The organism is Cesiribacter sp. SM1 (assembly GCF_020178975.1).
Classification (GTDB): Bacteria; Bacteroidota; Bacteroidia; order Cytophagales; family Cyclobacteriaceae; genus Cesiribacter.
The window spans coordinates 134510-147134 of sequence record NZ_JAHXBU010000090.1; the positions used below are offsets into that span (position 1 = coordinate 134510).

Consider the following 12625-nt stretch of genomic DNA (forward strand, 5'->3'; position numbering starts at 1 on the left):
CGGAAATTCAATTTGTCATTCTTCTTAAGCCCATTTTTGCATCCGTAGTGGAACTGATCCTTTAATTACGGCAGTAAGGGTAGGTGATTAAGAGTGTTAAGTTGCGCATAACTTTCTCTAAACCAAACCTTACTGCTTTTTATTCTCCTATCATACATTTGTAGACCACAGCCAATATGAGATCTACCGCTCATTCAAACCTTGTTGCAAGGGAGAGATAGAAACTGCTTCAGATTTAACAGAGTTATAATTTGTAGGAAATAAACAAATGAGCTGATATTTCTCCTTAGATCACTCCTCCATACTTTAAATTAGAGGTGAAATGCATTTTATATTCCAAAAATACAGAGACTTAAATAAAATTAAAATATTAGAATGTAGATTATAGTAATCTAAACGATTTGTTATTTTGGTAAGTTTTTATTAAAGATTTATCAAAAGTCCTTTAAATTATAATATTTTAATGAATAATAGTAGTTTGATTAACTTATTTTTGTAGAAAATAGATTCTTTTAATAATTTCTTGAAAATTAATCTATTAATAGAAACTGAGCTATTAGAATTTATAAAAGTCTTTTGATGATTGTAAACTTCAGCGGTATTTGGTCAGAAGATACTGTGCCAACAAAACATTTACGTTGTGCGAATGTATGTTGTTTAGAAGTAAGATCAAAGGCAAAAATTTATTTTTTTTAAATAATTTAAGAGCCTGTCTAAGTATTGGAGATGGAGCGTAAAAGAGTATCTGTTGCGGAGTTAGTTAAGAGAGTACCACCTTTGAAAACTAATTCTGATGAAGAAATATGCTTCAGATCTAACAGATACAGAAAACAAGATAATTAAAAAGGCACGATCGGACCAACGAAAGCGGAAGTATGATCTGCTACAGATATGGGATGCTATCTTTTACCTGTTAAAAACAGGCTGTCAATGGCACTATTTGAGTTGTGAATATCCACCCTATAAGACCGTCTATTACTATTTTGACAAGTGGAAAAAGAAAGGTGTGAAAGAGTTGCATGATCATCTGTTGAAAGAACAAAGCATAAACATGTCAAAGAAAGCTCACCTTCAGTAGGCATCATCGATAGTCAGTCGGTAAAACCAGCTGTTGTGCTATGGTCAGGGGCTATGATACAGGCAAAAGATTAAAAGGGGTGAAAAAACAATTGTAGTAGACATCCTGGGCTTTTAATGGCTATAGTAGTGCATACAGCTGGTATCTTGGATAGGGACGGAGCCAGATTAGTGCTGGAAAAGCTCCGTTTCAAATATCCCCGGCTTAAGATTATCTAAACAGAGGGGAGCTATGCAGGTAAGCTTATCACTTATGTGGCAGAAACCTTTAACCTGATCTCATATATCATCAAAAGAAATGAAGAAAAGAACTTTGTAATTCTGCCGAAAAGATGGATCGTGGAGAGAATCTTCGCATGGCTAGACAACTATAGAAGACTCTCCAAAGATTACAAAGCATGATTATGGTACAACTTGTGATGATCAGAACTATGCTTAATAAATTTTGAATTAAATTCTTAGACAGGCTCTAAGTTTTAGTTTTCAAAGCACATTTATTTTAGGCTCTGGTCTAAAATGTATGATAGTTTCTATTGTACAAGATCAGCTTCATTTGTAGCTGATGATTCTTTTATTTCTTTGAGAAGCAGGTAGTCCTTCTGACAAGTCTTCTGTTTCTGGCTCTAAGACTGGTATTAACTCCTTCAATTTACTTGGTGCCTGCTTTTCCTGTTAGGTGTTTTTCAGCAGGCAGTACAGCAGCAAAAGCTTTCCAGTCATCGGTGCAGATTAGCTCAATTTGAAGATCATCTAACTGCTTATAAAGCAATTCCACAGTTTGCCAGCTTCTGTCTCCCCATTGCCAAGCCAGAACTTCATCTGTTTCAGGAGCATAAGCAAACAGAAGCCACTGCTTATTTTCTTTGCTCTCAACAAAGCTGTAGAGTTCATCTATCTGTACCAGATCATAGCTGCTTTGCCAGTGTTCGAAGCTTAGCTGCTGCACCCTTTGCTCCAGTATCTTTACCACTGTTTGTCTATGCACTCCAGTAATGAATGCTATATCTCTGAGCCCACAGTTCCTGATGAGCATCTTCAGTACTTGCTTTCGCTGCTGCTGGCAGCAGCCCTTGTAAGCATAAGCCTGTTGGAATTGCTTTCTACAGTTGGAGCACAGAAAATTCTGCTTGCCATTGGCCTTAAGACCATTTTTCCATACCTTACTACTACGGCAGTAGGGGCAGGTGATTGAGATTGTTATTTCGCACATAACCCTCCCTAAACCAAACCCTACTGCTTTTTATTCACCTCTCATACTTTCTGTACCACTACCACATTTTTGTCTACAGCCTAACTATTGTTAATGTAAAGGTGACAGACAAAAACTTTATTAACTCAATTTAATCAAGAAAACATAGTTAAAGCGTGTAGGACCAGCACCTTTTATCGCGTACTTTAGTATAGTAAAAAAGTATTGATTTTTGAAATTTAATTATCTTAAAGAACATTATCACAAGCACTGCAATATAAGGTTTAAGTTAATATGTCGAATTTCTTAATTTCAATGATTGCCAGATATGCCTGTTTTTTATCTCCTCAAATTTCATAAATTCTTATTAAAAAGGATATCCAATACCAATATTCAAAATAACAGGATCTTGATCCCAAAAGCTTTTACCAAATGGCCTTGAGCCATAATTGCTGTTAAATATCCAACCGGCGGCATAGTCATAGGAGCCATCTTTAAGTTTTTTTACGCTCTGCGGGTTGTATAGCTTCAGGCCAAAATCCAGGCGTATGATAAGGAAAGAAAAGTCTAGCCTGAACCCATAACCTGTGCCAAGGGCTATTTGTCGGTAAAACTCGTTTATTTTGAACTGGCTATCAGGTATTGCATCTATTTTTCGAAGGCGCCATACATTGCCTGCATCTAAAAATAATGCACCATTTAAAAAGCCAAAAATATTATGCCTATATTCAATACTTGCTTCAAGCAGCACCTCTCCGGGCTGTTCTATTATATTTGTAAAAGTGCTATCAACCTGCTGGTTGAAGTCAGGTATGTAATTGCCCGGACCTAATCGACGGGGTCTAAAGGCTCTTATACTGTTGCTGCCGCCAGTAAAAAAAAACTTCTCGTAGGGTAGGGTTGCTTGAACCTTGTTGCCTTTTGAATCCGTACTTTCTTTAGGGTAGGGTATAGCCAGGCCCGCATTAACACGCCATGCTATCGACGTATTTATGCTGGTAGGAATAAACTTGCGATAGTCATTACTGAATTTAAGGTACCTGTAGGTAGCTAAACCGCTTCCTTCTTCATTACCAGCTTCTTTTAAGAACCCAAAATTTATTAAGTTTTGTATGGTTCCTCCACTTTCAATATATGGCCGTATATACCGCGACTCCTGGGTGTAAGTGCCGTAGTTGTTCTTATTGAATACTACGAAGGCATACATGCTGGTGACAAAGGAGTTATTAAAGGAATAGATGTATGGGTTACCCTGGTCGCGCCATTCTAAAAGCTGCTGGTAGAATTCGTTATCTTCCGGATTAGGCGGATTAAAGCTGGAGCGGATAATATTAATATCCATGGGTACAAAGGTGTACAGGCGGTTGTAGCTGTTTTCTCTGCGCTGCCTTTCTGTTTGCCAGGTGTAGTTCAGAGAGGTGTTAAAAGTATTCCGTCTGAAAACCTGACGATCGGTAAAGTTGGCACCTATCAGCAAACGAGTTTTTGGGTTGTAGTGGCCAAACCTGTTGCGCTGGCTGCTGCCGAGCGGGAACAGGAATTGCGGAAAGATCAGGGACAGGTTGCCACCAAACTGCGTACTGCTGAAAGCCTGCTGGGGATTTGTTGGTTCTGGAATTCCCTCTACTCCTGCCCGGGCATTGAACTCCAGGTTCTCCAGTCCGCCAAATACGTTCCGCATGGTCCAGGTAGTGGTGTAAAAGGGACCTGGAATGCCTACGCTGTAGGTAAAGCCTAATTCCTGGCTCATCTGGAAGCGCTTAAGCGGATTGGCATAGATATAACTGATAAACCTGCCGCCGCTGGTATCGTAATTAATATTAATAAATTTGAAATTATCGAGATTGGCCAGCTGCTTCTGGGTTTCCAGCGTTCTGGCCTTGCTGTAAAGGCTGTCGGGACGTATAAATACCCTGTTGTCTAAAACCTTTTTAGAGTACTTTTCTTCAAAAAATCGATAAGTGATTCCATTCACCTCACGTGTTTCTCTTCCGGCAAGATCGCCACGCATGGTAGCATCGGTTACAAATACCACAGAGTCTACGGTAAACTGCTTATGATACCCCCGTTCTGCTGGCCTTAAGATTTCTGTGACTACAGAAACACCGTGGTTTTCCAGTGTTGAGTCAACGTTAAACTCCACATACTGCTGGCTGAACTCATAATAACCGTTATCCCGCAATAAATCGCTGATACGAGTACGTTCTGCGGCAAGGTTTGATTGCTGGTAGCGTTCCCCAACACTAAGGTAGCTTTCATCACTTGTGCTTTCCAGCAGCTCCCGTATTCTCCTGTCGCTGATCTGGGTCCAGATGGTGTCTATGGTATAGCCGGTATTTTCCTCAACAAGGTAGGTAACAGTTACTTTTCTGCCACTGGTATCTGCCGTGTATGCAGTTTCTGCGTTGAAAAACCCGTTGTTGTGCAGGTACTGATTCATCTGTTCGGCGCTTTCGCTTGCAAGGGAGCTGTCGTATACGGCAACAGGTTCGCCTATGCGCATTAAAAAGTTGCCTTCATCCAGCACGCGGTTAAGCTTCTCAAGCCTGGCTTCTTTTTTCGTTTGCAGCCTTTGTACACGGCTATCTCTGCCCTCCTCCTGTGCTTCGGCTATCTTTTGGTTATATTCCTGTTCTGCCTCTTCGCGCTTGCGCCTGATTTTATCAGGATTATAAAAACTTTCTCCCAGGTAATAAATGCTCACATAAGGAGCCCAGGGGATAAGCGGGGTACGCACATTGGCTTCCTGCCGGAAAAAGTCGTTCAGTTCTTCCGCACTGATTTTATCATTTCCCTTGATCTGCTGGTTGTACAGCAAATACTCATTCTCCTCGAGGTGTTTGATACCCAGACAGCCTTGCAGCAACAGCACTGCAAAGAAAAAAACTGATGTGGGAGCAAAAGCCCGGAAGAAACAATATTTTCGTATCATGATCTCAAAAAAGCTAAGCAGCCTGGTTCGCTCTCTTCACCAAAAAAAGTACAGAAAAAAAGAAAACCTGTTTTTGGTAGAGGGCGCAAAAAGTGTGCTGGAAGTTATACAATCTGTCTATAGCATAAAAACGCTGGTAGCTACCCCAATGTTTCTGCAGGAGCACCAGTCTTTGTTAAAGCACCAGCCAATTGATGTTGTAGAAGCTAGTGCTGCTGAAATAACAGCCCTGGGTACTCTGCAGACCAACGATGCAGCACTGGCTGTGGTAAACATGCTGCAGGAGGAACCGCTGCAGGCAGAGGCGGGAGAGTGGGCCCTGGTGCTGGATGATGTAGGCGATCCCGGGAATTTAGGTACAATCATTCGCATAGCAGACTGGTATGGCATACAAAAATTAATCTGCTCCGAAACTACGGTAGATTTTTACAATCCCAAAGTTATAGCAGCCTCAAAAGGGTCTTTTACACGCGTTCATGCGTATTACACCAATCTTTTGGGTTTTCTTGAGCAGGAGGCCAGGCCTGTGTATGGGGCCGACCTGCAAGGCCAGTCCGTGCATACCTTTGCTTTTCCGGAGGCAGGCTACCTGCTCATGGGCAGCGAATCTCATGGCATATCCGATGAGCTGGCTGCCAGGTTAACGGCCCGTATTACCATTCCGGCCTGGGGCGGTGCGGAATCCCTGAATGTTGCTGTTGCCACTGCCATTCTGTGTGATAACCTGCGCAGAAGCAGTCGCTAGCCAGCAGCCTGGTAAGCTGCCATATAATTTAACTTCTGCCAAAGAAAGCTGCAGCTCCTGCTCTTCCTTATGCAGACACCTGCTTTTCTACCGGGGAGGCACTGCCTAAAAAACGGTCAATGAGCCTGTGTGCCGGATATAGCAGGGGTGTTAACAGCACGGCTACTATAAATTTATAGATGTAGTTGAGCAGCGATACACTGATGATCTGCTCCATGGGCCAGTTGCCGAACAGGTAAAAGGCAATATAAATTACCACAAAGCTGTCGATCAGTTGTGAAACTACTGTGGAGCCGGTGGCCCGTAGCCATAAATAGCGCGACTGGGTGAGCTTTCTAAGCTTTTGGAACACCCAGGCATCTACAAGCTGCCCGATCAGAAAAGCCGTGATAGAACCCACAATAATGCCCAGGCCCTGCTGAAAGATGAGGGAGTAAGCATAATTCATGTTAAACGGCCTGCCTTCCGGATCAAGGCTGTTTACCTCCTGCCAAAAAGGGGCAGGCTCCAGCTGTGTGACCAGCCATATAACGGCAAAGGCATATATAATAAGGGTGGCTGTGATGTAGCTGATGCGCTTTACACCCTGTTTGCCAAAATATTCATTGATAAGGTCGGTAGTAATGAAAACCACCGGCCAGATGATAACCCCGGCCGTAAGGTTAAAATCCATGATGTAACCCGGCAGCAGGGGCAGCTGTGCAGGCTCTAAACCCAGCGTAGCCTCAAGCGAAAATATTTTTACTCCCAAAAGCTCTGCCAGCAGTGCATTGGTGAGGAAAAGTGCTGAAAGGATGATGTAGAGCTGATGGCGTCTTAAAAGCCCATTGCCCTTAAGTGGAAGATCAGGCGTTTTCATTCCTCGCCAATATCGATGGTTTCTCCTTCTACTGCAAGACGAGTGTTGTAAAACTCTTGCCGGGCTTCAACCAGCAGGGGGGTAAGGTCTTTGTAACGAACGGAATAATGGCCCAGCAGCAACATGTTTACATTTGCTTCTTTGGCAATCTGCGCGGCCTGCAGGGCTGTGGAATGATAGGTTGCAGTGGCACGCTCCGCAAACTCCTGGGTAAAAGTAGATTCATGGTAGAGCACATCCACATTTTTTATCAGCGGAATAATGGCTGGCTCGTAACGGGTATCGGAGCAATAAGCGTAGGAGCGTGAACGGCGAGGCGGCAGGGTGTAATCGATGCAGCGGTATTTTAGCTCGCCTTCAGGAGTATAAATATCATTGCCCTGTTTAAGCTGGTTAATATCGTCGCCGGTCATATCTTCCTGCAGCCTGGCTTTGTTAAAGCGGCGCGATTTAGGCTTTTCGCTGAACACAAAGCCTGTGCAGGCTATGCGGTGCACAAGTGGTACGGTACGCACACTTAAAAGCCTGCTTTCAAAAATAACACCAGTGGCATTGGCCTGCAGTGCAGTGAAATAAACCTTATAGCTAAGCACCGTGCCGCTGTGCTTTAGCTGTATGGTAATAATCTCATCCAGGCCTGCAGGGCCAAAAACATGCAGATCATGTTCGCGGCCCTGCAGGTGCATGGTGAGTAAAAGGCCCATCAGCCCCAGGTAATGGTCGCCGTGCAGATGGCTTATAAAAATACAGCTGATTTTGTGGAAGCGGATCCGGTAGCGGATGAGTTGCATCTGTGTGCCTTCTCCACAATCAATCAAGTAGTACTCATTTTCTGCAATCAGCAGTTGGGCGGTCTGGTTCCTGTTATGGGCAGGTGTGGCAGAGTTAGACCCCAGTATTTTTACCTGAAAGGCCAATTAATTCAGATTTTCGCCGCTGTTAAGGTCGTTTTCAATTTCATTCATGAAAACGGCATCAATGGCCTCCTCGCGGGATGGCAGAATGTTAAGCACATTATCCAGTTGCGATATTTTGATCAGCTTCTGTACGTGTTCTGTAGGAGAAGCAATTACAAATATGCCGCCGTCTTCAGTAAGGATTCGGTTACCCACCAAGAGAGAGCTAAGGCCGCTGGAGTCGATGTATTTCACTTCTGAAACATCCAGTACTATATTTTTTACGCCCTCTGCATGCAGGGTAATCAGTTCAGATTTTAATTTGGGAGCCAAAGTGGTGTCTAGTTTTTCTTCATGCAAAGTAACCAGGCTGTATCGCTCCTGCTTGTCAATAGAATATTTCATTCTCCAAAAAAGTTTAGCGCAAATTTAGTAAAAACAACTATATATGGCGGATTATGTTTTTCCGGACTGCATCTTCCAGAGAGGCCTCCAGCGAAGCTGTTTCCGTGGGTTTAGTAAATGGTAAACCGGTTATCTTTTCATAAAGTTCGAGGTATCGGGCAGATATATGCTGCACAATTTCATCAGTCATGGGGGGAATCTGCTGCCCGTCTTTTCCCTGAAAGCCTTCAGTGATCAACCACTGGCGAACAAATTCTTTACTTAGTTGCCGCTGGGGCTCTTTTTTCTGCTGACGTTCTTCATACCCATCGCGGTAAAAATAGCGGCTGCTGTCGGGAGTGTGCACCTCATCGATCAGTAAGATTTTTCCTTCTTCCGTTCTGCCAAACTCATATTTGGTGTCTACCAGGATCAGGCCCTTTTCGGCAGCCATTTCGGTGCCCCGGGCATAAAGGGCAAGGGCATAAGCCTCAAGCTGCCTGTACTCGGCTTCGGGTACCAGGCCACGGCCTATAATTTCCTCGCGGCTTATGTCTTCATCATGCCCCTCATGTGCTTTGGTGGTAGGGGTTATGATGGGCTGGGGTAATTTATCGCTCTCCTGCAGCCCTTCCGGTAGTGCAACACCACACAAGCTGCGATGCCCATCGCGGTACTGGCGCCAGGCATGGCCGGAGAGATAACCACGTACCACCATTTCTACCGGATAAGCCTGGCAACGGCGGCCTATGCTTAGCATAGGGTGAGGGGTGCTTTCAAGCCAGTTAGGCACCAGGTCGGCAGTACCACGCAAAAAATAAGCAGCAATACTGTTCAGCACAGCACCCTTGTGCGGAATAGGGCGGGGCAATACTACATCAAAGGCAGAGATACGGTCGGTGGTAACCACTGCCATAAGATCGTTAAAGAAATATACATCGCGTACTTTTCCGCGGTAAAAGCCCGTTTGGCCCGGGAAGCTAAATCCAGTTTCTTTGAGTGCCTGCATATGAGCAAAGGTATTTATTAATGTGCTAATGTGGAAGTGTGTTTTTTATATTTGGGTATGGGCTTAATGCTTTAGGCTTAAGTATGGCTAAAAAACAAGTGCTGTTGGCAGTACATGTAATTGAAACTCCGGCAGAAAAAGATTTCTTTAAAAAAATAAGTTAAACATTCACTCAACCACAACTAAGCTGATGGAACAACAATGGTATAGCATAGAAAATGAACAGGGGCTCGATTCGCCCTCCCTGCTGATTTATAGAAAGCGAGTACAGCGTAACATAGACCTGATGATTAAGATGGCAGGTAATCCCGATCGCCTGATGGTGCATGTAAAAACCAATAAGATGCCGGGAATTGTAAAAATGCTGCTGACCTCAGGGATAAGCCGCTTTAAGTGTTCCACCATTGCCGAGGCAGAAATGGTATGCAGGGCAGGGGGAGAGTACCTGGTGCTGGCCCATCAGCTGGTGGGGCCAAAGGTAGGGCGGCTCATCCGGCTGCGCCAGCAGTACCCCAATGTGTTTATGGCCTCCCTGCTCGATAACCGGCACAGTGCAGAGGAGCATCAGCAGCTATTTGCCGAAGCAGGTCTGGTGGCAGAGGTGCTGCTGGATGTTAACAATGGCATGAACCGCTCAGGCCACCCGCTCAACGAAGAGATCCTGCCACTCTACCAGTACCTGCACCAGCAGCCTAACCTGCGCTGCCATGGCCTCCATGTATACGATGGCCACTGGCGCGACAGCGATTTCAGCACCCGGAAAAGCAATATCGATGCTGGTTTTGCAGGCGTAGAAAAGCTGACAGAGGCCATAAGCAACAGCGGCTTGCCTAAGCCTATGGTGGTGGCTGGTGGCACGCCGGCCTTTACCTCGCACCTGCTGCGCGACGATGCTTACTGCAGTCCCGGCACCTGTGTGTTATGGGACTGGGGCTATGGCGAAAAGCTGCAGGAGCAGGCTTTTGAGTTTGCTGCACTGGTATTCACCCGCATCATTTCCAAACCTGAAAGAGGAATTATCACCATAGACCTTGGCCATAAAGCCATTGCTGCGGAAAACCCTATAGACAAGCGGGTGCGGTTCCTGAACCTGAAAGACTATGAACTGCTAAGCCAGAGCGAAGAGCATGGCGTATTGAAAGTTGGCAACTGGGATGCCCTGCGGGTAGGAGATGTGCTTTATGGGGTGCCCTACCATGTTTGCCCTACCGTAAACCTGTACCAGGAAGCCAGTATCATAGAAAAGGGCAGGGCAGTGGATAGCTGGGAGGTGCTGGGCGGAAAAAGGAAAATCAGTGTTTAGTGCTGCTGTTGGCCTAATTTCCGCAAAGTTGAACTTACTAGGAGAGATCTGTCAGCACCCCCGGATTTAGTTCCGGGAGGTTCTGACCTCAAAATTGAAGGTGCCGTAAATTTCTTTTACATTATTGGGCTTTTCCTCTGTTGCAGCCAGTAAGCGGTACCTGCATTTTACCCTGAAATGGGCAGCAAGATCGGTACTGCGCACATAAGTGATGGCGACCACTTCATTATATGACTTTTCTGAAAGGCCTGGTTTGCTGATCAGGTAGTTGCTGCTTTCTGCTGTAACAGGCAGCCTTAGCGAGAACTGAAAAGCTTCTTTGTTTTCTCCATATGCTTCTATGGCATATTTTTTCAGATTCCCTGCTTTTACCATAGAAGAGCTGTCCATGGGAAAAGTAAAAATAAAGGTTTCGAACAGCGAGGGAGATGTAATAACCTGAGTATATAAAATATTATGGTACCCTAAGTGGATGCCCATTTCATGGTTTGTCAGGTCTACCCTTTTTTCCCAGTCCGGCGTTTTGAAAGCAAAATGCAGGCCGTTGCTCACTTTACCATCAGGATCAACAGCACTCTTTTCACAGGCGCCAAACAGCAGGGCAGGCAGTAGCAGGATAAGGGCAAGCCGGGTATAATATTTTAGAGTCATCACAAAGCTATTGTAACAGTGCAATTTTGAGTTTTTGCACCGATTTAACAATGCAATAGGTTGTGATATATTACCTGCTAAAAAAGAACGCCTCTGCGAGTGCCTTTGCTATTACTGCATTGGCGCTCGCAGAGGCGCTTATATTTTTGAAATCAGATCTCTAAAGCTTTTGCTCCTTTACCAGCTCGCCATTCAGGTACTCGGCCTTTTTGAGGAGCTTGCCTTTTTCGTCAAAGAAAGTCCACTTCCCGATTTTCAGATCGCCCTTTAGCTGCCCTTCGGTAAGAAGCTGGCCCTTCTCATTCCATTCTTTATAGGTTCCAAAGCGTTTGCCACTTTTGTAGGTGTACAGCGCCTTTTGCTGACCATTGGCATGGTACTCTTTTTCTTCGCCTGTGGGTACGCCGTTCAGGTAGCTTAGGGTGCTTTTAATTTTACCATCGGGGTAGTAGGTGTTTACCGTGCCGTTTAACTTACCGGCCACATATACTTCTTCTTTTTCAAGCCTGCCCTGCTCATCATAGTACTGCCAGGTTCCTTCGGGCTGTTCTGCCAGGTACATCTTCTTTGCTTTTGGCTTGCCACCTGGCCAGAATACTTCCTCCTGGTTGCGGCCCTCTTTGCTTACCAACAGCTTGCTCTCAAGTACACTATCGGGGTAAAAGGTGTAATTGGTGCCTGCCTTTTTGCCTTTGTCGTACTGGAAAATATGCTTGATCTGCCCATTCTCGTACCAGGCTTTGTTAGGGCCATGCAACAGCCCCTGCAGGTACTGGCCCTCTACCAGCTGCACGCCCGCAGAGGAAAATTGTTTGAAACTGCCAATCTTCTTTCCGCCTTCGTTAGAGGTTTCGGTATCCAGCTGGCCATTGGGGTAATAGGTACGAAAATAGCCATTCTGCTGCCCGTTCCGGTAAACGGCTTCTGATTTGAGCGTGCCATCAGCATAATAGCTTTTTGAAAGTCCGTTTTGCTGGCCCTTTTTATACTGGATTTCCTGCTTAAGGGTGCCATCTTCATAATACTCCAGAACGGTTCCATCCGGGCTGCCATTCCTGAATTCGGTTTTACTGTGCACTTTTCCATTCGGGTAATACTGCACCAGCTCACCATCCAGGGTGTCATTTTTATAGAAAGCACGTTGTATTACGGCACCCTTAGGGTCATAGATCAGCACTTCACCATTGCGGAGCCCGTCTTTGAAGGGAATGGCACGTTGCAGCTGGCCCTCAGGGTAGTACTGCTCGAAAACGCCTATTTTTTTACCCTCTTTAAAATCTCCCCTGGTAGCCAGGGCTCCATCGGCATGAAAGGCTTTGTAAGGGCCATGTATGCGGCTGCTATCTCCATTCTGGATAAAATATACAGCTTTTACTACGGTTCTGGCAGAATCGTGGTAAGTGGTGATGCGTTGTTGTGCATCTGCCGTGGAGCAGAAAGCGGCAGTTAAGGAGCCTATCAGCAGTAGCAGGTATTGCTTCATGTATTCTTCAGGAGTTCAGCCTTTATAACGCCGGAAGTTACAAAATTGTGCCCCACAGCTCCAGTCTGGCAGAGAAAATACACAGGCAGCTAGATTA

Annotated in this window: 12 protein-coding genes; 4 read left to right on the forward strand and 8 right to left on the reverse strand. The window is 45.1% G+C overall.

The features are described 5' to 3' along the window. The first annotated feature begins 793 nt into the window (after nucleotides 1-793). A complete protein-coding gene (locus KWJ01_RS28370; protein WP_224998052.1) occupies nucleotides 794-1078 on the forward strand; it encodes a transposase in 285 nt (94 codons plus the stop codon). 254 nt (nucleotides 1079-1332) lie between these two features. Then, complete coding sequence (locus KWJ01_RS28375) at nucleotides 1333-1479, forward strand: transposase (protein ID WP_370634729.1); 147 nt, start codon at nucleotides 1333-1335, stop codon at nucleotides 1477-1479. Nucleotides 1480-1726: 247 nt separating this feature from the next. Here KWJ01_RS28375 and KWJ01_RS17070 read toward each other — a convergent pair whose 3' ends face one another. Then, nucleotides 1727-2287, reverse strand: coding sequence for an IS1 family transposase (locus KWJ01_RS17070; protein WP_224998053.1), 561 nt, complete (start codon nucleotides 2285-2287; stop codon nucleotides 1727-1729). A gap of 346 nt (nucleotides 2288-2633) precedes the next feature. Then, nucleotides 2634-5198 (reverse strand): outer membrane protein assembly factor, encoded by a 2565-nt coding sequence (locus KWJ01_RS17075; protein ID WP_224998054.1) that lies wholly within the window; start codon nucleotides 5196-5198, stop codon nucleotides 2634-2636. Here KWJ01_RS17075 and KWJ01_RS17080 point away from each other — a divergent pair. Further along, nucleotides 5197-5943, forward strand: a complete 747-nt coding sequence (locus KWJ01_RS17080) for an RNA methyltransferase (RefSeq protein WP_224998055.1) — start codon at nucleotides 5197-5199, stop codon at nucleotides 5941-5943. The genes KWJ01_RS17075 and KWJ01_RS17080 overlap by 2 nt on opposite strands. Nucleotides 5944-6010: 67 nt before the next feature. On the opposite strand, the gene KWJ01_RS17085 is transcribed toward KWJ01_RS17080, so the two are convergent. Genes KWJ01_RS17085 through KWJ01_RS17100 form a run of 4 tightly spaced genes read right to left on the reverse strand, consistent with a single transcriptional unit; the run spans nucleotide 6011 to nucleotide 9091 of the window. Further along, a complete protein-coding gene (locus KWJ01_RS17085) occupies nucleotides 6011-6802 on the reverse strand; it encodes a queuosine precursor transporter (RefSeq protein ID WP_224998057.1) in 792 nt (263 codons plus the stop codon). Continuing rightward, nucleotides 6799-7719, reverse strand: a complete 921-nt coding sequence (locus tag KWJ01_RS17090) for a ribonuclease Z (RefSeq protein WP_224998059.1) — start codon at nucleotides 7717-7719, stop codon at nucleotides 6799-6801. The genes KWJ01_RS17085 and KWJ01_RS17090 overlap by 4 nt, the downstream gene beginning before the upstream one ends. Next, a complete protein-coding gene (locus KWJ01_RS17095; protein WP_061986848.1) occupies nucleotides 7720-8103 on the reverse strand; it encodes an STAS domain-containing protein in 384 nt (127 codons plus the stop codon). A gap of 37 nt (nucleotides 8104-8140) precedes the next feature. Further along, nucleotides 8141-9091 (reverse strand): phosphoribosylaminoimidazolesuccinocarboxamide synthase, encoded by a 951-nt coding sequence (locus KWJ01_RS17100; RefSeq protein ID WP_224998060.1) that lies wholly within the window; start codon nucleotides 9089-9091, stop codon nucleotides 8141-8143. Between the two features lie 190 nt (nucleotides 9092-9281). On the opposite strand from KWJ01_RS17100, the gene KWJ01_RS17105 reads away from it, so the two are divergent. Then, complete coding sequence (locus KWJ01_RS17105; RefSeq protein ID WP_224998061.1) at nucleotides 9282-10394, forward strand: D-TA family PLP-dependent enzyme; 1113 nt, start codon at nucleotides 9282-9284, stop codon at nucleotides 10392-10394. A 66-nt stretch (nucleotides 10395-10460) separates the two neighbouring features. Here the strand turns inward: KWJ01_RS17105 and KWJ01_RS17110 are convergent, their stop codons facing one another. Beyond that, nucleotides 10461-11045, reverse strand: coding sequence for a hypothetical protein (locus KWJ01_RS17110; protein WP_224998062.1), 585 nt, complete (start codon nucleotides 11043-11045; stop codon nucleotides 10461-10463). Nucleotides 11046-11205: 160 nt separating this feature from the next. Then, on the reverse strand, nucleotides 11206-12528 hold the full coding sequence (locus KWJ01_RS17115; RefSeq protein WP_224998063.1) for a toxin-antitoxin system YwqK family antitoxin: 1323 nt from the start codon (nucleotides 12526-12528) through the stop codon (nucleotides 11206-11208). Between the last annotated feature and the right edge of the window lie 97 nt (nucleotides 12529-12625).